Origin of the sequence: Serratia sp. YC16, from assembly GCF_009707615.1 — a bacterium.
Lineage (GTDB): Bacteria > Pseudomonadota > Gammaproteobacteria > Enterobacterales > Enterobacteriaceae > Serratia > Serratia surfactantfaciens.
The window spans coordinates 945,309-965,950 of record NZ_WLYN01000001.1 but is presented as its reverse complement, the minus strand read 5'-3'; the positions used below and the strand labels follow the sequence as shown (position 1 = coordinate 965,950).

General features: G+C 61.8%; 17 protein-coding genes. 2 read left to right on the top strand and 15 right to left on the bottom strand.

Annotated features, from left to right (window positions below):
• Nucleotides 1-23: 23 nt before the first annotated feature.
• The 3 genes from GKN89_RS04515 to GKN89_RS04505 form a co-directional block, all read right to left on the bottom strand.
• Nucleotides 24-788, bottom strand: coding sequence for an SDR family NAD(P)-dependent oxidoreductase (locus GKN89_RS04515; protein WP_019453016.1), 765 nt, complete (start codon nt 786-788; stop codon nt 24-26).
• Between the two features lie 21 nt (nt 789-809).
• Nucleotides 810-2,045 carry an MFS transporter gene (locus GKN89_RS04510; protein ID WP_230328945.1) on the bottom strand — a complete coding sequence of 412 codons (1,236 nt, stop codon included), beginning with the start codon at nt 2,043-2,045 and terminating at the stop codon, nt 810-812.
• A gap of 269 nt (nt 2,046-2,314) precedes the next feature.
• Nucleotides 2,315-3,352 carry a LacI family DNA-binding transcriptional regulator gene (locus GKN89_RS04505; RefSeq protein ID WP_154746414.1) on the bottom strand — a complete coding sequence of 346 codons (1,038 nt, stop codon included), beginning with the start codon at nt 3,350-3,352 and terminating at the stop codon, nt 2,315-2,317.
• Between the two features lie 296 nt (nt 3,353-3,648).
• On the opposite strand from GKN89_RS04505, the gene kynA reads away from it, so the two are divergent.
• A complete protein-coding gene (gene kynA, locus GKN89_RS04500) occupies nt 3,649-4,491 on the top strand; it encodes a tryptophan 2,3-dioxygenase (protein ID WP_019453009.1) in 843 nt (280 codons plus the stop codon).
• A 23-nt stretch (nt 4,492-4,514) separates the two neighbouring features.
• On the top strand, nt 4,515-4,982 hold the full coding sequence (sbmC, locus tag GKN89_RS04495; RefSeq protein ID WP_019453008.1) for a DNA gyrase inhibitor SbmC: 468 nt from the start codon (nt 4,515-4,517) through the stop codon (nt 4,980-4,982).
• Between the two features lie 72 nt (nt 4,983-5,054).
• On the opposite strand, the gene GKN89_RS04490 is transcribed toward sbmC, so the two are convergent.
• The 12 genes from GKN89_RS04490 to GKN89_RS04435 all read right to left on the bottom strand — a co-directional run bounded on the left by GKN89_RS04490 (nt 5,055) and on the right by GKN89_RS04435 (nt 20,639).
• Nucleotides 5,055-6,986, bottom strand: coding sequence for a type VI secretion system Vgr family protein (locus GKN89_RS04490; protein ID WP_154746413.1), 1,932 nt, complete (start codon nt 6,984-6,986; stop codon nt 5,055-5,057).
• An 81-nt stretch (nt 6,987-7,067) separates the two neighbouring features.
• Nucleotides 7,068-8,513: a serine/threonine protein kinase gene (locus GKN89_RS04485; RefSeq protein WP_154746412.1), complete on the bottom strand. Its 1,446-nt coding sequence runs from the start codon at nt 8,511-8,513 to the stop codon at nt 7,068-7,070.
• 49 nt (nt 8,514-8,562) lie between these two features.
• Nucleotides 8,563-11,217 (bottom strand): type VI secretion system ATPase TssH, encoded by a 2,655-nt coding sequence (gene tssH / locus GKN89_RS04480; protein ID WP_019453005.1) that lies wholly within the window; start codon nt 11,215-11,217, stop codon nt 8,563-8,565.
• Nucleotides 11,218-11,273: 56 nt separating this feature from the next.
• Entirely contained in the window at nt 11,274-12,344 is a 1,071-nt protein-coding gene (gene tssG, locus GKN89_RS04475) for a type VI secretion system baseplate subunit TssG (protein ID WP_154746411.1), read from the bottom strand.
• Complete coding sequence (gene tssF / locus GKN89_RS04470; protein WP_019453003.1) at nt 12,341-14,227, bottom strand: type VI secretion system baseplate subunit TssF; 1,887 nt, start codon at nt 14,225-14,227, stop codon at nt 12,341-12,343. The genes tssG and tssF overlap by 4 nt, the downstream gene beginning before the upstream one ends.
• A 4-nt stretch (nt 14,228-14,231) precedes the next feature.
• The gene (locus tag GKN89_RS04465; protein ID WP_154746410.1) at nt 14,232-14,807 is read right to left on the bottom strand and encodes a type VI secretion system baseplate subunit TssE; all 576 of its coding nucleotides are present in this window, start codon (nt 14,805-14,807) and stop codon (nt 14,232-14,234) included.
• A gap of 2 nt (nt 14,808-14,809) precedes the next feature.
• Nucleotides 14,810-15,631 (bottom strand): type VI secretion system accessory protein TagJ, encoded by an 822-nt coding sequence (locus GKN89_RS04460; protein WP_370520158.1) that lies wholly within the window; start codon nt 15,629-15,631, stop codon nt 14,810-14,812.
• Between the two features lie 15 nt (nt 15,632-15,646).
• Complete coding sequence (locus GKN89_RS04455; protein WP_154746409.1) at nt 15,647-16,633, bottom strand: type VI secretion system-associated protein; 987 nt, start codon at nt 16,631-16,633, stop codon at nt 15,647-15,649.
• A 29-nt stretch (nt 16,634-16,662) separates the two neighbouring features.
• A complete protein-coding gene (locus GKN89_RS04450) occupies nt 16,663-17,436 on the bottom strand; it encodes a PP2C family serine/threonine-protein phosphatase (RefSeq protein ID WP_063918562.1) in 774 nt (257 codons plus the stop codon).
• Nucleotides 17,436-19,175 (bottom strand): type VI secretion system-associated FHA domain protein TagH, encoded by a 1,740-nt coding sequence (gene tagH / locus GKN89_RS04445; protein WP_154746408.1) that lies wholly within the window; start codon nt 19,173-19,175, stop codon nt 17,436-17,438. Before tagH ends, GKN89_RS04450 begins: the two co-directional genes overlap by 1 nt.
• 723 nt (nt 19,176-19,898) lie before the next feature.
• On the bottom strand, nt 19,899-20,234 hold the full coding sequence (locus tag GKN89_RS04440) for a T6SS amidase immunity protein Tai4 family protein (protein WP_230328916.1): 336 nt from the start codon (nt 20,232-20,234) through the stop codon (nt 19,899-19,901).
• Between the two features lie 69 nt (nt 20,235-20,303).
• Nucleotides 20,304-20,639: a T6SS amidase immunity protein Tai4 family protein gene (locus GKN89_RS04435; RefSeq protein ID WP_050501245.1), complete on the bottom strand. Its 336-nt coding sequence runs from the start codon at nt 20,637-20,639 to the stop codon at nt 20,304-20,306.
• Nucleotides 20,640-20,642: the final 3 nt, after the last annotated feature.

Here is a 20,642-nt window from a genome sequence, read left to right as displayed (position 1 = left end):
CAGCCGCGCCGCCCGCAGCTGAATTACATGCGGTAGATGCCGCCGTTGATGTCGAGGGTGGCGCCGGAGATGAAGCCGTCGAACTCCGCCGCCAGAAAGGCGATGGCGCGCGCTACGTCGTCCGGCGTGCCTGCGCGGCCCAGTGGGATGGCGCGAACGGTTTCCTCCGCCGATGCCTGGGTGGTGTGGCGATTGTGGAAACGGGTGCCGAGGATCAGGCCGGGCGCCACCGCATTCACCCGGATGCCGTACTCGCCCAGCTCCGCCGCCAGCGAGCGCGTCCAGGTGAGCACCGCACCTTTGGTGGCGGAATAGGCCAGCGAGCCCGAGTGCCCGCCGGTGCGGCCGGCCAGCGAGGCCAGGTTGACGATGCTGGCGCCGTCAGGCGCCGCTTTCAGATGCGGCAGCGCGCTCTGGGTCACGTTCAGCATGGTGGTCATGTTCACGTCGATCACGGTTTGCCAAAAGGCGCGGTCGATCTCGCCCAGCCATTTGCGCCCGACGATGCCGCCGACGTTATTGATCAGAATATCGATGCCGCCGAGAAATTCTGCGCCGGCCGAGACGCAGCGCCGCGTTTCGTCGGTGTCGATGAGATCGGCATAGCCGTAAGCGGCCTTTTGCCCGAGAGAATGGGCCAGCGCCACCAGCGCCTTGGGGCCGCTTTCGTCGCTGTGGTAATGAAAATAGATGTCGCAACCGGCCTTGATAAGCCGCTCCGCGGTGGCGCGGCCGATGCCCTGTTCCGCCCCGGTGATAAAGACCTTTTTGCCCGCAAGATCGCCCATGATTGACTCCTTATTGGTTCGTTAAGAATTGATGACGCCTTCACGCTGTTTGGCGCAGTAGAAAATGCAGGTCAAACCGGTCGCCAGCAGGCACGAGGCCAGGAAAAACAGCCCCGGCGCGCTGCTGCCGGTCAGATCGTTCAGCACGCCCACCGCATAGGGGGCGACGAAGCCGCCGATATTGCCGATGCAGCTGACCACCGCCAGCCCGGCCGCCGCCGCCGCGCCGGTGGAAATGTTGGCGGGCATGGATAAAAACGGCGGCACGGCGGTGTAGATGCCGATGGCGGCGATGCACAGGAACGACAGCGCGACGAACGGGTCGTATTTAAAAAATGTCACCGCGCCCATCAGGCCGATGGCGGCGATCACCATGCTGAGGCCGGCGAATACGCCGAGTTTTTTGGTTTTGCTGGCCCACAGGCTCCACGGATAGACCAGCAGCGCGGCCAGGCCGTAGGGAATGAGCGCCAGCAGGCTGACGCGGAAGATATCGCCGCCGGAAATGGCGCCGATGATGGACGGCAGCCAGGTGCCGAAGCCATAAATGCCGCACACCATGCCGAAGTTGAGCAGCGCGTAGAGCAGGTATTTTTTGTTTTTAATTCCTTTCAGGAAGTCGCCCAGCGTGATTTTGGAGCCGGATTTGGAACGGCCGGCGTTGCTCATCAGCCAGGCTTTTTCCTCTACGTTCAGATAGCCGACGTCTTTGGGCGAATTCTTGATCAGGAACGGAATCAGCAGGCCGATGACGATCGGCGGCAGCCCTTCGAGAATGAACAGCAGTTGCCAGGGGGCGAACCCGAACCAATCGTGCTGAATATTGAGAATAAAGCCGGAAATCGGCGAGCCGACGGCGTTGGACAGCGGCTGGACGATGATGAACATGCCGAGAATTTTGGTGCGGTACTTTTCCGGGAAGAACACCGTGAAGTAATACACCACCGAGGGAAAGAAACCGGCTTCGCACACGCCCAGCATAAAACGGCAGATATACAGCTCCATCGGCGTGCGCACAAAACCGAGCAGGGTCGCGAAGATGCCCCAGGAAATTAATATTCTGGCGAACCAGATGCGCGGGCCGAATTTTATGGTGCCGGCGTTGCTGGGTATTTCAAACAGAAAATAGCCGATAAAGAAAATTCCGGAGGCGAAGCCGAAGGCCGAGGCGGTCAATCCCAGATTATCTTCCAACGCTTTGGCGGCGTAGGCCATATTGTTGCGGTCGAGAAAGGCCAGGAAATACAACAAGATCATGAGGGGGACAATATGCAGCGTCAATTTCCTGATGGCGCTGCGTTCAATATCCTTTGGCATTGTTTTTTTCATCATGGTTTTTCCCCATGTGGTTAATCGGAATAATAGCGGCCCGGCCCAAAGTCATGAGCGGAGTGCTGAATAACGACGTTGCGTGCATAAAGCGTCGCGCCGTTTATTTATTGCGACGATTCTATTTCTCTGATTTTGGCTGCGCCGATCCGGACGATGCCGGCTGCGCATCGTCTGGGTAAGCCGTTTTTACCGTATTAACCGGCGGTTTTGACGGAGCGCCGGCTGATGACCGTCGGCGGGAAGAGAAACTCGCCGGGCGGTTGCGAATCATTGTTGATGCGGCCGATCAGGCGTTCGACCATCAGCTGCGCCATCTCCGCCAGCGGCGGCCGGACGGACGTCAGCCCCGGTTCGGCCAGGCCGGCCAGCGCGATATTGTCGATGCCGATCACCGAGATGTCTGCGGGCACCTGGACGCCGGTGGCGCGCAGGCCCACCATCAGCCCGATGCCCAACGCATCGTTAATCGCCACGATGCCGTCCGGGCGTGGCGCCAACGCGAGAACGCGCGGCGCCAGCGTCAGCCCCAATTCGAACATTTCCGTGTCGCCGTAGGCGCTGGTGGCCTTGCCTTCGATCACCCGTTGGCGTTCGCTCAGGCTGTGCCCCAGGGCGCTCAGAAAACCGTCGATCTTGTGGCTGCGCCCCACGGTCAGCGTCGCTTCGGTGGCGAACACGATGTGCCGGCAGCCGCGTTCGAGCAGGTGCTGCGCGGCCAGGCGCCCGGCGGCGATATTGTCCATCGACACGCTGTCGAACAGCCGGCTATCGGTGGCCATCTGCTCGGCAAAGGGGCTGTCGTAGCTGACAATCTTCATGCCTCGCTCGGCGGCCCGAACAAAATGGGTCTGGCGAATGTCGCTCGCCGCCACGATGATGCCGCGCACGCCATGCAGGAACATATCGTCGATAAACGCGGCCTCCTCCTGCTCCTGGCGGTAGGCGTTGCCGAGCAAGACCCGGTAACGGTGAGCCCGCGCCGCGCCGTCGACCGCATGCGCCAGCGCCGAAAAGCTCGGGTTAACGATCGACGGCAGCAGCAGGCCGATGATTTTCGCCTGCGGCGTGGGTGCCGTCGCCGATTGAGCCGGCCGGTAGCCCAGGGTCGCCATCGCTCGTTCGATGCGCTCACGGGTCTGCGCGCTCATCTGGTGACTGCGATTATTCAGCAGGTTCGACACGCTGCTGATGGACACGCCGGCCAACCGCGCCACATCACGAATATTTGCCATTTGCCGCTACCTTGCTGCCTGCCGTTAGCCTGCAATCTATAAGGGAAGCCGGCCGCAGGCAAGCTGCAACCGGGGCGCCGCGTGCATGGGATCGCGCATTTGTGAGAGTCGTCAGGCGGCAGCCGTGTTGTTTACTAAACAACAACGGGGGTGGGGGCACTGTGTTAACGCAGATGAGTGAGATCTGCGAAGCATCTCTCGTTTATCGCCCTTCCGGGCGGCGGGTTCTGTACTATTGTTTTCTCTTTGCGGCACGTTCCAGGCCGATGGGGCGCTGGGCGCAACGGAGATCACAGATGAACAAACGGGAATTAGAAAGCGCGATTGTCACCGATTTTTCCAAACGCATGAGCTATGGCGACTACCTGTGCCTGGATCAACTGCTGGACTGCCAGCATCCGCTCTCCAACCCGCCGCATCATGACGAAATGCTGTTCGTGATACAGCACCAAACCTCCGAGCTGTGGATGAAGCTGATGCTGCACGAGCTGCGGGCGGCGGTGCGGCTGGTGCAGCAGGACAAACTCAGCCACTGCTTCAAAATCCTCGCGCGCGTCAAACAGATCCAGCGGCTGCTGTTCGAACAGTGGGCGGTGCTGGAAACGCTGACGCCGTCGGAATACGTCGAGTTCCGCGATGTGCTGGGCAGCTCGTCGGGTTTCCAGTCGCACCAGTACCGGTCGATCGAGTTCCTGCTCGGCAACAAGAATGCGGCCATGTTGGCGGTGTTCAGCAACGACGCGGAAAAGCACGCTGCGCTGAAAGCGATCCTGGAAGCGCCGAGCCTGTACGACGAATACTTGCTCTACCTGGCGCGCCACGGCCTGCCAATCCCGCAGGAGTGCCTCGAGCGCGACTGGACACAGCCTTACCAGCGCAATCCGGATCTGCTGCCGGCGTTCAAAGTGATCTATGACAACCCGCAGACCTACTGGGAAGCCTATGAAATGGCGGAAAAGCTGGTGGATATCGAAGAGAGCTTCCATTTGTGGCGTTTCCGCCATATGAAAACGGTGGAGCGGATCATCGGCTTTAAGTCGGGCACCGGCGGTTCCAGCGGCGTCAGCTTCCTGAAAAAGGCGTTGGATCTGACCTTCTTCCCTGAGCTGCTGGACGTGCGCACCGAAATCGGCGCCTGAGATAACGAGAGGAGGCAAGGGCGATGAGCGTGAGGATTATCGATAAAGCGGCGGAAAAAGTGGTGGGGGTGAGGGTAGTGGGGCCGTATCCCCAGACCATCCCGCAGGGCTCGCAGCAACTGCTGGATTGGCGGCGGCACCACGGCGTGCCGTTCGGCAAATGGCTGGTGTTGTATTGGGACGACCCGGCGGAAGTGGCGCCGGAAAAGCTGCGCGCCGACGTGGTGATGACCGTGGCGGACGATTTCGCGCTGCCGGCGGGTAGCGAGGGCGTTGCGGTACAGACGCTGCCCGCCGGGCAGTATGCGGTCTACCGCGTACGCATCAGCGATGGCGACTTCGAGCGGGTGTGGGGCGAGTTCTATCAGAAGCTGCTGCCGGCCAGCGGCCATCAGCCGGTTGAGGGGGCGAGCTATGAACACTATCTCAACGACTGCGAGGCCGACGGCTATTTCGACCTCGAGATTTACCAGACGGTGAAGAAGTGGTGAGGAAGGCGTGAGCTACGCAAAACGCCCTTAGGTGCGTTTTGCGTGCCGTTCGGAACGATTCTATTCTTAGGTCTATTTCCCTCCCGGGAACAGCTGATCGACGGCGCTCTGGATCGCCGCCTGATGGCCGCCGCCCGGTGCGGCGGTGCGCGCGGCGCCGCCGGGCTGGTTAAGATCCAGCTGGCCGCCGGTATTGATCTCCCCGTCCTCTTTCACCGTGATATTGAAACTGGTGCCGGTGATATTGATTTGGCCGTTCGCCAGCAGCTCGATCACGCTTTCGCCGCATTCCAGCCGCAGCGATTCGCCTGAACCGAGGGTAAAGGCGTTGACCGCGGCGTCGCTGCGGGTCTTGCCGGTCAGCGTGGAGGCGTCGCCTTTGACCCCGCTGGCCTGGTTGAGCACCACCCGATTGATCTGGTTGCCGCCTACCAGGTGGGTGTGATCGTTAGCGATGGTGTGGCTCTCGTCGTTTTTGACCTGGGTGTCCATGTTGCGTTCCGCCTGGATCCACACCTGTTCGGCACCGGCCTTGTCTTCGAAGCGCAGGGCGTTGGCGTTGTCGGCGGTGCCGTCCTTGGTGCGGCTCATAAAGCCCATTTGGGTAGCGGCGGCCGGCAGCGCCCAGGGCGGCATGCTGGCTTCGTTATAGACGCGTCCGGTGACGATCGGCCGATCCGGATCGCCGTTGATAAAGTCCACCACCACTTCGTCGTTGACGCGCGGGATCTGCACGCCGCCGTAACCCTGGCCGGCCCAGGCGCTGGAAACGCGCACCCAGCAGGAGCTGCCGTCGTCCTTCGGCCCGAAGCGGTCCCAGTGGAACTTCACCTTGATGCGGCCGTATTTGTCGGTCCAGATCGATTCGCCGGCCGGGCCGACGACTCGGGCGGTCTGCGGCCCGTGGGTTTTCGGCCAGCTGGCCTGCTGCGGCGGGTGCCAGGGCACGTCTGCCGGCAGCACGATGAAGTCGATACGGTGTTCGCTGCTCTGATCGTCGCCGCTGGCGTAGCGGTTCTCTTTCAGGTGATAGTTGGCCTGCAGCGTCAGATATTCGCGGTTGTCGTCGGCGTGCGGGGCGTTATACAGCGTGAAAGTGCTGCCGGGGGCGATGCCCAACGCGGTGGCGGTGCCCCGAATCTGCTGATGCTCGGCTTGCCAGGCTTCCTGGCGCACGCGGGCGTAGAACTCGCCCTGCTGATGCTCGGTGTATCGGCCCGGCCAGTCGTAAACGTCGATCTGCCCCGGCGTCGGCGATACCGGGTTCTGCCGCGCCTGGAACAGCCAGGCGTTCGGCTTGCGGAAATCGTAGTCGTCCAGGCTGTAGATGCCCGGCGTGACGCGATCGGACAGCGTCCACTGGCTGATGCCTTCCTCGCTGGTGCTGCCGCCGGAGGGCGTCAGGTGGTAGGGGATCATCTCGTAGCCGGGATAAGGCTGGTGGTGGTGGGGCGCATCCCCGAGCACCAGCGTGTGTTTGCCCATCTCGTGCTTGAAATAGTAATAGATGCCCTCCAGCTCCATCAGGCGGCTGATGAAGTTGAAGCTGCTTTCGTTGTACTGCACGCAGTAGCCCCACAGGCGATAGTCGCCGGTCAGCTGATCTTCCAGCTGCACGTTATGCTCCGCCAACAGGGTTTTGACGATCTGCGGCACCGTCTGTTCCTGGAAGATGCGGAAGTTGCGGTCCTTGGTCATCGGCCACAGATCCGGTTGCACGTGCAGGTTATACACCGCGTAGCGCGTGCCGCCGATCTCTTCGCTGCTGACGGCGATGGCGGTGATCTTGCCGTTCAGGTAGCGCGGAGCGCTGAGAAAGCCCTGGGTTGGGATCTCCAGCGTCAGCGGTTGGCCGAGCAGCGCTTTGCGATCGAGGCGCGCGTCGGTGCTCAGCAGTTCAATAGAGAAGTCGAAAGGAGTGGAAAGCGCTTCGATACCGTCCAGCGAGCGGAACAGCAGTTGCTCTTGGCCCAGTGGCGTGTGCGCAATAATGCGATCCAACATGAGAACGTCCTCTGTGATTGACGCATGCGTCAGTCTCATGAAATAGGGGGAAACCCGCCGCGGCGGGCTTCAAATCCAGCATCAGCCGGCGGTGGCCGGATTGACCAGCCAGGTGCCGGCGTTGTCGATGCTGAGCTGCTGGCGGCGGAGCCGATCGTTGTGGCGGATCTCCAACTGATAACGGCCCGGCGCCAGGTTCAGGCTGGCGAAGCCGTTTTCGCCCGGCGTCACCTGCTGCGGCTTGCCGTCGAGGCTAACCTGCTCACCCGGCTGCAGTTTGAAGTACACCAGCGCCACCGGCTGCGGCTGCGGCGCCGTTTTTTCAGGTTCTACCGGCGCAGGCGGCGTGGTTTGCGGTGCGCTCGGCTGCTGCGTCAGGGTCTTCTGCGCCGGTGAAACCTCGGTGTTTTGGGCAACGGCCTGAGCGTCGTCCTTGCCGCCGCTCAGCCAGGCGATGGCGCCGATCGCCAGCAGCACCGCGACGCCGGCGCCGGCCATCACTGGGCGAGTGAGTTTGGTGCTGCGCGCGGTAACGGTGCCCGCGGCCGCAGCGGCGGCTGCCGGGTTGGCGGCGACCAGCAGGTTCTCCGGCGCGGCCGTCGGGGTGCTGATGATTTCGTTCTCATCGGCGATCGGCAGCTGCAACAACTCGGCCATTTCATCGATGGTCTGCGGGCGGTCTTCCGGCTTCAGCGCCAGCGCGCGGTCGACGGTGCGCAGCAGCTCCGGCGAGTAGCCGGCGGGGCGGCGATCGGCCAGCGGTTGATAGCTGTCTTCGATGCTGCGCACCACGCTGACCGGCGGCGGCGAGCCGACGATCAGCGTGTGCAGCACGGCGCCCAGCGCGTAAATATCGGTCCATGGCCCCTGTTCGCCGTCGCTGTTTTCGGTGTACTGCTCGATCGGCGCAAAGCCCGGTTTCAGCATGATCTCCGTTTCGTCCGACAGGTTGCCGATCTCTTTGCGCGCCGACCCGAAGTCCAGCAGCACCGGCAGCTGGCTCTCCTGGATCTGGATGTTATCCAGCGAAATGTCGCGGTGCAGGTAGCCTTCCTGATGGATGGTGTTGATGGCGCTGAACAGCGGCGGCAGCAGCCGGCGTATCCACGCTTCGTCAATCTTCTCCGGATGCTGCGCCTGCAGGTTTTTCAGCGTGGTGCCGCTGTAGAACTGGGTGCCCATATAGGCGGTGCCGTTTTCTTCCCAAAAGCGCAGCACGTGCAGCAGGCCGGGGTGCGAGAAGCGCGCCAGCAGACGCGCCTCCTGAATAAAGCTGTTCAGCCCGGCCTGGAAGGTTTTGCCGAAGCGCTCGCCGCGCAGCCCGATGCTGAGATCGTCGTTACGTTTCGCCAGCGAGGTTGGCATGTACTCCTTGATGGCGATGGTGCGTTCCAGTTGGTGATCGTAGGCGCGGTAGACGATGCCGAAGCCGCCTTCGCCGATCGCTTCCTGGATCTCGAATTCGTTGAATCGATAGCCGCTCGGCAGGCTGTTCGAATTCGGTTTGGTTATCCCGGTTCCCGACATAGTGATGACTCTCTGTGTTCAAAGGGCCGCCGTCTCGGCGGCCGCGGCGTTATGCCTGAAATTGACAAATGAATTCGTTGTTCTGCAGCGCGATATGCAGCTGGCGATAGCGCTGGTCGTTGGCGCTGCCGGTCAGCAGCCTGTGGCTGATCTGCGGCAGCAGGGTGTTGGTCAGGATGGCGTCGACCATGCGGCCGCCGGACTCCACCTCGGTACAGCGGCTGACGATCTGCTCGATGACCGCGTCGTCGAAGGTGCAGACGATGTCGTGATTCTCCGCCAGGCGGCGCTGAATACGGCCCAACTGCAGCCGCACGATGTTGCCTAGCGTGGCGTCGGTCAGCGGGTAATACGGCACCACCAGCAGGCGACCGAGCAAGGCGGCCGGGAACACCGACAGCAGCGGCTGTCGCAGCGCGCCGCTCAGCGCCTCCGGTTCCGGCAGCAGCTCCGGATCGCTGCACAGCCCGGCGATCAGATCGGTGCCGACGTTGGAGGTTAGAATGATGATGGTGTTGCGGAAATCGATATGGCGGCCTTCGCCGTCCTCCATCCAGCCCTTGTCGAACACTTGGAAGAAGATTTCATGCACGTCCGGGTGTGCCTTTTCGATTTCGTCCAACAGCACCACGCTGTAAGGGCGACGGCGCACCGCTTCGGTCAGCACGCCGCCTTCGCCATAGCCGACATAGCCGGGCGGCGCACCTTTCAGCGTCGAAACGGTGTGCGACTCCTGGAATTCGCTCATGTTGATGGTGATGACGTTTTGCTCGCCGCCGTACAGGGTTTCCGCCAGCGCCAGCGCGGTTTCGGTCTTGCCGACGCCGGACGGCCCGGCCAGCAGAAACACCCCGACCGGCTTGTTCGGATCGTCCAGCCGCGCCCGTGAGGTGCGCACTCGGCGGGCGATCAGATCCAGCGCATGGCGTTGACCGATGACGCGCTGGTTCAGGGTGTCGGAGAGTTGCAGCACCGCTTCAATCTCGTTTTTCACCATGCGGCCCAGCGGAATGCCGGTCCAGTCGGCCACTACCGCCGCCACGATGTTGGCGTCGACGGCGGCGAAGATCAGCGGCGCTTCGCCCTGCAGCGCGCTCAGCTGCTGCTGCAGTTCGCCCAACTGGGCGCGCAGCGCGTCGGCGTCCGGGCGCGCCTGCGTCTCTTCTTCGGCGGGCTCTTCTTCCTGCTGATGCAGCTGGGCGCGCAGTGTGATGATCTGCTGGATCAGCGCCAGCTCCTGCTGCCAGCGCTCGGTCAACAGTTCCAGCTCCTGGCGCAGCGCGGTCAGCTGGGCTTCAATCTCCTGCGGGCGCAGGGGATCGCCGATGCCGACCTTGGCCTCGCGGTGGGCGATATCCAACTCTATTTGCAGCGCATCGATGCGGTGGCGGCAGTCTTCAACCTGAGCGGGCTCGGCGTGTTGGCTGACCGCCACGCGCGCGCAGGCGGTATCCAGCAGCGCCACCGCCTTGTCCGGCAGCTGGCGGGCGGGAATATAGCGGTGAGACAGCCGCACCGCAGCGTCCACCGCTTCATCCAGCAGCAGCACGCGATGGTGTTGTTCCAGTGGGCTGACGGTGCTGCGCAGCATCAGCAGCGCCTTGTCTTCGCTCGGCTCGTGCACCTGCACCACCTGGAAACGGCGGGTGAGCGCCGGGTCTTTCTCGATGTACTTCTTGTATTCCGACCAGGTGGTGGCACCGATAGTGCGTAACTGGCCGCGCGCCAGCGCCGGTTTCAGCAGGTTGGCGGCGTCGCCGGTGCCCTGGGCGCCACCGGCGCCGATCAGGGTGTGAATTTCGTCGATAAACAGGATGATCGGCGTCGGGCTGGACTGCACTTCGTCGATCACCGCCTGCAGCCGTTTTTCAAACTCGCCCTTGACGCCGGCGCCGGCCTGCAGCATGCCGATGTCCAGCAGGCACAGCTTCACGTCGCGTAGCTGTGGTGGCACGTCGCCGGCCACGATGCGCAGTGCCAGGCCTTCCACCACGGCGGTTTTCCCGACGCCGGCCTCACCGGTCAGCAGCGGGTTGTTTTGGCGGCGGCGCATCAGGATATCGATGATTTGCCGGATCTCTTCATCGCGGCCGGCCACCGGGTCGATCTCGCCATTGCGCGCTCTGGCGGTCAGATCCTGGGCATACTGCGCCAGCACGCTTTCACCGCTGCGCGGCGCGCCGGGCAGGGGTTCGGCGCTGTTTTCCGCCGGCGCATCCTGGGCGTTTTCCGCCGAGTGAGCGGTGATGACGGCGAACTGCTCCATCAACAGATCGGCGTTGATGCGTTCGAACTGCGGGGAAATGGCCTTCAGCAGATGGCGCAGGCTGTAGGTTTTCAGAATGCCGAGCAGCAGGTGGCCGCCGCGGATGCGCGCCGCGCCGAACTTCAATGAGCCATAGACCCAGGCGCGTTCCACCGCGCTGTCGATGTGCTCGGACAGATCGGAGATGGCGCTGGCGCCGCGCGGCAGGCGATCGAGCGCTTCGACGATGTCGCGTGCCAGCTGTGCCTCGTCCAGCGCGAAGTGGCGAACGATCTGCTGCAGATCGCCGTCCGGTGATTGCATCAGCTGATGCAGCCAGTGCGCCAGTTCGACATAGGGGTTACCGCGCAGCTTGCAAAACGCCGTCGCACTTTCCAGAGAGGTGAATAACAGGCTATCCAGTTTGCCAAATAATACCGAGCGGCTGATTTCAGACATGGTTTTCCTCAGGTCTCAGGGTGGCCTGACGCCGCAGGGCGCCGGCCGAAATAGGGTCAGAACGGATTTTCCAGCGGTTCAGGGCTGAAGATCAGATCGTCGAGATCGCGCTGTCGCCGATCGTCGGCCAGCCAACTGCTCAGGCCCAAGCGCTGCGCGCCGCCGAGCTGGATGCCGTGCGCCTGTTCCTTCGCCAGAATCAGGCGTACTTCCCAGACAAACTCGATGCCCAGGTATTGGCGCACCCAGTCGCGCAGTTGCCGGCACAGCTCGGCGCCGGGCAGGAAGCGGTCATAGTCCTGCTGCGGCATCGGCCCCAGCTCGATGCGGAATTTATGCTGGATATCGCGCACCGCGATGCCGAGAAAGGCTGACTCGCCGAGCCGCGGCGCACCGCGCCCGGCCTTGAGCCGCGCCTGTTCGCGCGGTTCCACCCGCAGCCAGTGCGGCACGTTTTCGACGATGCGCACCGGCACCTTGAAATACTGCTGCAATATTTTGCTCAGGCCTTCCGGATCGCGGCTGTGGCGAATCAGATGACCGGCCATAAAATGCTTGGCGTGGGCGTTGAGGCTGTCGCGTTCCTGTTGCGCCGGCTGGCCGATGCCGATCAGGCTCGACAGATACTCGTCGAAGCGCCGGTTGTCCGGGCGATCCAGCGATACCGTCGGCTGCGCGTCGGCCCAGGCGCGGTAAAACAGCAGCGTCAGCCGGTGATGGAACAGGTTGGTGAACGCCAGCAGGGTGGTGTCCTGATGGTGGTACACCCGTTCGCGCACGTATTCGGTCAGGTGCAGCGGCAGCGGCCCGTTGGGGCCGAACAGGCCGAAGCTGAAGATCGAAACGTCGTGCAGCGGGCTGTTGGCGCGTGGCGCCACCTGCGCCAGCGTGGAGGGCGCGAACGACAGCGACGGCTCCTGGCCCAGGCGCAGCATCTCGTGGCGCGGCAGCGGCGCTCGCCCCAGCAGATAGGGTTGGCCGCCCTGGGCGTCGATGCGTCGCAGCAGTTGAAACAGATCGTGCTTGTAAGGCGCGCTGCGCAGCCGCGGCCAGAAGTCGTCCGGCAGCCGATACAGCGCATTGATCTGCGGCGGCGCCAGTTCGGTGGCGATCATCTCCGCGCTCATATCAGCGTCCTTTTGCCCATGCGCGCCTGCCAGTGGGCGATTTCGCCGCGCTGCTGGCTGGAGAGCGTCATCTCGGTGAAGGTGTTCATCGCCACCAGGCGCGAGAACAGGCGCTCCAGCACGCTACCGAGCAGGTAAGGGCTGTTGCCGGAGAACGCCTGCTCATCGACCGTCAGATCGATGGCGATACCGCGTGCGAACACGATCGGGCCCGGCTCCGGCACACGCCGATAGACCGGCCGCAGGTTGCAGTGGCGCACGCCCTGGATCTGTTTGGCGATCGCCGGTTCGCTCAGGTTGCCGTACAGCCCCAGCAGCTGGCGCAGGCTGGCGGCGCCCTGTTCCGGATCGCCGTCCATCATGCTGAGGTAGTTCAGCTGCAGCTGACTGATCAGCCGCCAGGTGATCATGCCTTCGGCCAGTGCCGGGCGCGGCGGAGTGGGGCCTTTGCGCAGCGAAACCTGCTTGATCGGGATCGAATCGGGCATCACGAAATTGCCCTGATCCTGCTGCAACAGCATCAACGGCAGGTCGCGGCTGGTGCATAGCACGTCGGCGGTGAGGTATTTCAGATCGCTGTGCCACGGCGATTGCCGCTCGTCCACCAGCGACACGAACACTTCCGAACCGGCATAGCCGGTGCGGGTGCCGTAGCGGCGGGCATGTTCCGACAGCGTGCGCTGTTCGCGCCGCAAAGAGAAATAGGCACCATAGTTGCCGTCGTCCGCGCTCAGGGTGCTGTAAAACGGCCGAAACTCTTGCTCGTAGCGTTTTTCGCTGGCGCTGCCGCCGAGCCGCTGCACCGAAAACACTTCGTAATCCAGCGGGCGGATGTTGTCGACCACCAGATGGTATTCATGGCTTTTTTCGTTGATCGCGATGCGTTCGGCGACCTTCGGAAACAGGTTGATCACTGGCGTGCAGTGCAGCGCCAAATGGGCGGCGTCGACCACCCGTTCCAGCGCGACGTCGTGCCGATCCAGCAGCACCACGATCTCGAACTGGCGCAGCGCCTTTTTCCCTTCGCGCACGCTCTGCAGCAGCGGGCGCAGGCCGTTGACGCTGAAGAACTGGAAGCGCGCCGGGAAGGCGAAGTACTCCTGCAGCAGCCGGTAGCCTTCGAAGTTGCGCAGGTCGTTGGGCAGCAGCGCCTGTTCGGCGGCGAAGCCCTCCTGCCGCAACCCGTCCAACGCCAGCGCCCGCCGCTGCGGCTGCGCTTCCACCGTTTGGCAAATCAGCCCGACGCTGTGCTGCATCAGCAGTTCCAGCAGCTGCTGCGCCTGCATGTCCGGCCCGGCCAGATAAAACATCAGCTGGTCCAGCTGCAGGTTGTTGAGCGTGACACTTTCGTAGCACTCGAGACGAATGCGCAGCGCGCTGACGCAGCCGCTGTGCTGCAGCCCCAGCGAAGCCAGCGGGATATCGGCCGGAATGCCGCCCAGCTCGACGCCGGCGATGCGCACCGGCTGCAGCGTGACGTCATGCGCCGTGGTGTAACTGCAGGTGATGCCGCTTTTCTTCAGCGTCTGGCTGTCCATCATGGTGCCGCGCGGCACCACGAAGCCGTTGCTGATGTCGCCCTTGCTGCTGTCCGGCTGCAGCTCGGCGATCGCCATCGACGGCGTCGGCGACAGATAGTTGGGATAGATGATCTCCAGCAAGCGCTGAGAAAAGCGCGGGAACTCGGCGTCCATTTTCAGCTGCACGCGCGAGGTGAGGAAGGCGAAACCCTCCATCAGGCGCTCGATATAGGGATCCGCCACGTCGATGCCGCGCATGCCGAGGCGGCCCGCGACCTTCGGGTACTGTTCGGCGAACTCGGCGCCCATCTCACGCAGATAGGCCAGCTCGCGGTTGTAATAGTCTAAAAGTTTACTGTCCATCGCCTTACCCTATGTCTTTCAGATCGAAGTGGCCGTTTTCCAGATCCACGTCGGTACGGAACAGAAACTCCAGCGGATAGGGCACGCACCACAGGCGGCCCTTGATTTCGATCGACAGCACGTTGTGCAGTTCCAGCGAGCCGGTGTCCGAGATGCAGCGCACCTGCAACCCTTCGGGCAGAATGCGCGGCTCGAAATGGAGAATGGAATCGGTCAGCGCGCGCTGAATGTCCAGCCATTCGATGTCCGACATGCGCTTGCCCGCCAGCGAGGCGATGCCGTAATTCAGGGTGGAACGCCGCACCTGCGGAAAATCGCCGAGATCCAGATTGGATTCGCTGTTGACGCAGTTGAACAGCCACTGCAGATCGCGCAATACCCGGCGGCGCAGCTCGCTGTGCGACACCAGGTTGCGCACCTGCGCCTCCTGCTTTTTCTGCGGTTCGTCGTCGGTCAGCATATCGAGTAGCACCGGCTGCATTTTGTCGCGCGACGTCAGGCGTTCGCTGTCCTGACGATAGCGATAGCCCTGGCGGCGCAGATCGCCGCCGTCGTAGTGGGGTGGGCGCTTATCGTTCATGTTCAGGCGCTCGCGTCGAAGCTCAGCTGCCGCAGGCTGTGCAGCGGGAATTCATCGCTTTCGCTGAGCCAGGTCTTCAGGCCGAGCCCGGCATAGTGGGTGCCGTCGCCCAGCGGTTGCCATTCGGTGCGTTTGCCCAGCAACAGCGCGTCGTCGCTGTCTGCAGCCAGCGGATAACGGGCGGGCAGTTGGCACACCTGTTCGCGGCCATCGGTCAGGCGCACCAGCGCATGGCTCCACACCAGATCGATGGCGCTCTGCGGCGCCTGGAACTGGATCGCGGCGATGTCGGCGAACGGCAGCCAGTAGTAAACGCCATTCAGCGCCAGCTCGCACACCGGCCCGAGGCGGCCGTCGCCGTCGGTCAGCCAGTCGAAACTCAGCTGCCGCTCTTGCTCCCCTTCGGCCAGCGTTAACCGCCCGGCGCCGGCCGGCGCAGCTTCCAGCGCTTGGTCGCGCAGCGCCTGGGCCTGTTCGGCCGCCCCTTGTGCATCCTGATGCAGCGCCTGCACCAGCAGTTGCAGCCAGGGCTGATCCTGCCGCAGCAGCGCCGGCGCGGCCGTGCCGGCGAACACTGCCTGGCGCTGCAGCTCGGCGTTGACCGACTGCATCAGCAGCAGTGTGGTCGGTTGGGCGATCGGTTTCAGCGCCTGCCAGGACTTCAGCTGTGCGTTGGCGCGCGTCCAGTTGCCGCTCAGGCACAGCAGTTGCACCAGCGCGGCGCGCAGATCGGCATCCGCCGGTTTCGCCTTGATGTCATTTTCGACGGCGGTAATGGCCGCGCCGATCGAGTGGCCTTGCAGCATGCTTGCTAATGATTTCACAGGCTTTCCTTATAATCAGTGAGTGGCGCCGTTAACCGACAGGTAGCTGCCGCTGGCCGGATCGACCCGGTCTTCGGCCAGCTTCTCCACCAGTTTGAAGGCCAGCGGGGCGGGGGCGCTCAGCAGCGGCTGCCAGGCGGCCTGCGCCTGTTGCACGCGCTGTTTGATCTTGTTCTCGTCGGCGGCGTCGACGCGCGCCATTTCAACGATCGCTTCACCGTTGAACGCCCAGGCGTGCAACTGCGGTTCGAAGCTCAGCAGCAGGAAACTGCCCGGCGCCTGCGGGTTGCCGCCCAGCACCAGCCGTTGGGCGTTGGCGCTGACGACGGTCAGCGCGCGATCGCCACCGTTGATCTTCGCCAGCGGGTAGCCCTGCAGGAACCACAGCGTCGGCGAGAGGGTCTGGCCGCCCTGTTGCAGCGTGACCGCGCCGCTGCCCTGCAGCCAGCCGTCCTCGCCGCAACGCAGCGCGTCGCCGGCGGGAATGAACAACGCGCCGCCGTTGGCTTCATCGCGCCAGAAAGTGCGGAAATGGCAGCCCTGCGGCAGGCTGAAACGCTGCGGCGGTGCGGTGTCCGCCTGCGGAGAGGTCACGGCCACCGCCGCAGGGATCGCCGGCTGCGGCGGAGTTTCCGGCTGCTCGGCGGTCTCCTGTTTGACCACCGGTTTCCAGCCGCGCGCTTTGGCGGCTTCGCCGCTGGCCAGCTTCTCACCGCGCTTGTCGGTCAGCGTCCAGGGCAGGTGGCCGGCTTTCGGGCACTGCTTTTCCAGCAGATTGCCGACGCGCGGCAGGAAGTCGTTCAGCACCGCCGGATCTTTGCCTTGCGCCGAGACGATGCGCAGCGGGATGCTTTTACCGCACCAGCTTTCCGGATTGCTGTTCTTGACGTCATCGATAAACACTTCCAGCTTCTGGCTGGGGGAGTAAACCAGGCGATAGTTCATCGCCTGCGCGGTCGGTACCGCCATCAGGGCAACGAGCCCCGGCATCCAGTATTTCATAGTGAACCTTGCTGTGAATGTGCGCCGACTCAGTCGCGAATCAAAAACCGTTCCGCATCCGCCAGCGAATGCAGCAGGGTGGTTTCCTGCGGTGAGCCAATCCAGACGGCGATAGCGCTGTAGTTATCGCTGTTATTGTTTTTCTTCCATGCCTGCTGCATCAGGGCGATCCACTCGCTGGGGGAGTTGACCATGTGCAGCGACTGTTCCAGTTCGGCCTGGCTGAAGCTGTGCCAGAAGCCGTCGGTGCACAGCAGGAAAACGTCGCCGTCCTCCAGCTGCAGCACGTCGCTGTAGGTGGCGTCGCGCTCTTCGTTGAGCCCCAGCGCGAAATACAGCAGGTTGCTGTTGATGCCGTTGGTTTGATAACCGGCGTCCTGCATTTGTTGGATCAGGCTGTGGTCGGTGGTGACGGCATGCAGGTAGCCGCGGCGGAACAGGTACAGGCGGCTGTCGCCGGCGTGCGCCCAGTAGGCCAGCTGATAATCGCGATCGATAAACAGGCTGACCAGCGTGGTGCCCATCTTGCTGTATTCGTCTGACTGCCGCTGCTGCTGGTGGATCGCGGCGTTGGCGCGCGTGATGTGCTGACGAATGCTCTGGGCGTTCAGATGCTTTTCGCCGTCGAAGTTTTGCAAAATGGTGTCGCGCGCCAACTGGGCGGCGATATCGCCGCCCGGAAAGCCGGCGATGCCGTCGCACACCACGAAGCAGGCGGCGCGGTTGCCGAGCACCTCGCCGGTTTGATCCTGGTTGGAGGCGCGGCCGCCCTGGTTGGAGGTAGAGGCTATGGTGATATTCATTACGCGTCCGGTTTGGTCTGTGAGTCTTTGTATTGATTCACTTCAACGTCATAGGCGTGCAGGAAGGCTTCGCCGAACAGGGTGTGGAAATCGTCCTCGATCTCGCCGGAGGTTTGCTGATAGTTCTTCACGAAGTAGTCCCACAGCGCGGCCTTGCGGTTGGCGGGCAGCGACAGGCGCGGCGCCACGCCTTCTTTGCGCGCTTCCTCTTCGAGGCGCTCCGGATTGAACGATTGCAGCATGGCGGCGATGATGGCGCGGATGCCGGCGATCATCCCCAACTGGTGCGCCTGCAGGTCGATCAGCGCGTCGCGTACCGCCTGCTCTGGCGGCATAAAGCCCGGCATCTGGCTACCGAACATCTGCATCAGCACCGTTTTACCCGAAGGCAGCAGCTTGAACGGGTTGTTGGCTTCGTCGAGGATCATGGTCATCTCGGCCTTCACGCCGCGCTTGAGGATCGAGCGGGATGAGAGCAGGGCGACGGTGCCTTGCGAGAACAGGCTCAGCAGGCGGCCGGCCTGGCGGATCTGGCGTTCGTCGAAATGCGGCTGCGGCTGCAGATCGTCGAGACCGATGCCTTGCAACAGCGCCGTCAGCAACGGCCCTTCCAATGCGTCGCCATTCGGCGCGGCGGCGTGTTGCCGCTGGGCGGACTGGTAGGCGACCGGATCGATGCCCAGGCGGTTGCCCTGGCGCGGGCGCGGCGGCTGTGCGGGCGGTTCCGGCTGGCTGAACTGCGGCGCGGGTTGGGGTTGCGGCTCGGGCATCTGCACGGGCGGCGGCGTCGGCTGTGGGCGCGGCGCTTGCGGTTGTGCGGCGATTGGTACCGGTGCTGGCGGCGGGGACGACGGCTGTACCGGTTCCTCCGGCTGAGCCAGCGGCACGGCGCCGCCCATCAGCAACCCCAGCGGATCGTTGCTGTTCAGCGTCTCTGGCGAAGCGGGGGCGGATGAGCCGCCGAACAGTGCCAGCGGATCCAGTTCTTGCTCCGGTTGCTGCGCATTCTGCGCCGGGGCTGCCGGACGCGGCGGCGGCGCCTGTTCTGCCAGCAGCGCGCTAGGGGTGGTATCGGCCAGAATGTGCTCGCGCTCAAAGGTGGCGTCGGTGTTGAACAGCGCCGCCGGATCGGTTTGCTGCTGCTGCAGTTGGCGCAGATCGACATTGGCCGCCAACTGCGCCAGCGGATCGGCCGGGTTCAGTTCGCGAGCGGGGGTATCCAGCAGCGGATGATTGTCCGGGTTGGCGACCGGCGGCGGTGCGGCGGCGGCCGGCGCGTTCGGCGTAAATTCTTCCACCAGGCTGTCCCAGATTTCGTTGGGGATTGGCGCGGCGGATTTTTCGGTAGCGGCAGCTGCTGGGGCCGCAGCAGCGGCAACGGCAGCAGCCTTGGCCACCGGTTGAGCCTGTGGCGCGGCGTGTTGCTGCAGCGCGCTGACTTCGATCTGGTAATCGTCGATGCCCAGTACGTCGCCATCCTGCAATTCAACCTGGCGGCCGCGCTCCAGCGGAATGTCGTTAAGCAGCACGCGGGTGACGTTGCCGCGGTTGGTGATGCGGCATTCGCCGTCAGCGGAAATATGCACGATCGCCTGCAGGCGGGAAATGGCGCGCTCTTCGTCCGGCAGCACCAGGTTGTTGTCCACGCTGCGGCCGATGGTGCCGCCCGGCGGCAGAAAATCGCAACTGCTCTGCGGCGGAACCTGGCCGCTTTTATTTTTTACAATGGAAAATCGCATAAGGCATTCCTGCTGATTAGATCTTATGGCCAGACAGTGGAACTCGATAACTGGATGAGTTTGACTTAATTTCTTTCCTAAGAGAGATCTTTGAATGTGAGTGACTAATTTTGGGGTTAACGCATTATATGATCGAAAACTTCAATGTAATAACGTGAGGCTGTATATGTCAGGTGATGTCATTGCTATTATTCGCATTGTTCTTAGTCTTTCTTTTGTAATAGAGGTTAGTTGGTAATTGAGACAGGTAAGTAAGGGCGAATATAATACTGGCGTACCACACCTCATCATAGTCTTGAAATTTTATATTGAGCATTGGAACTAGTATCTCAGAACCATAGTTAAATACTAAACCTTGGATGATGCTTGCAAATAAATTTACTATGGTAGCCATTACAAAAAGGGAATAGGATTTTTTATTGTTGGTTTTTTGTTTTAGGTGATAAAGCCCGACAAATACTAAGACTGACAGGAAAAAGTATAAAAAACAAATGAGTAAGAGTAGGTGGAAAGTGTGACGTCATCGATCACTGTTTTTTCCTTATCCCAATGCTCTAAAATTCCATATGGTTTGTACTGAGTAATAGAAAGCCAAGGAATATTTTTCCAATGACTGATGATTAATGGTGCTGGTATATTTTCAAGTAATAAATTATAAGTGATAAAAATGTAATTAATTTGAGGGTGATGGCTGCAAAAAAATGAATTCTATCACTGCGGCTATTACTTTGAGTAACGTTCAAAAATGGTTTCAGCTTCACTGGCGTTCTGCAGTGAAAGACAATCTAAAGTATGGTAAGTCCCTTGAACTGAGCCTTGGCTGTTTTTATTTGCGTACTGTTCAGCCAGTTTTTCACCTTGTTCAAATGCATCCATCGGCAGTTTACTCAATTCTAAATAGGCGGAAGCGGAACGGAAGGCGTCTTGTTTGGTTTTTTCTAAGTCAGTGGACTTCCCAATGCAACGGCTGACTAACCAATTTTTATATAGTGCCTCTTGCGATAAAGCATTGAGCGAGTTTTCAGCAAGGACTACATGGCTTCCGAGCAGCAGAGACATTAAAAAGTACGTGTATCTTCTCATCCGAGATAACCTTTGATATGAGCCGTCGTTTGAGCAACTCTGATATCAGTTGTCGTCTTTCCCTTGGTATTTCTTGATGATAGCTTGCAACGCTTGGCTATGTACAAGATCGATGCACTTGGCCATCGTCATCGGCTCTCCAGACATGCTGTCATAGGGCTTTGCCAGAAATTCTTTTGCCAGCGCCCTGACAGCGGTATGCGCTTCCAGAGAATAATCGCCGAACTCCATGTAACCCCGAGCGGCGGCGGCGGCATCGTTTTTGACTTCTTTTGCTGAGTACCCCTCGGCGATGCAAACGCTAAGCGCGTAGTTTTTGAGGTACTCAGCAGGGGAATACTTTCCGTTGGCGGAAGCTTCAGTATTCAATACCGCCAACATGAG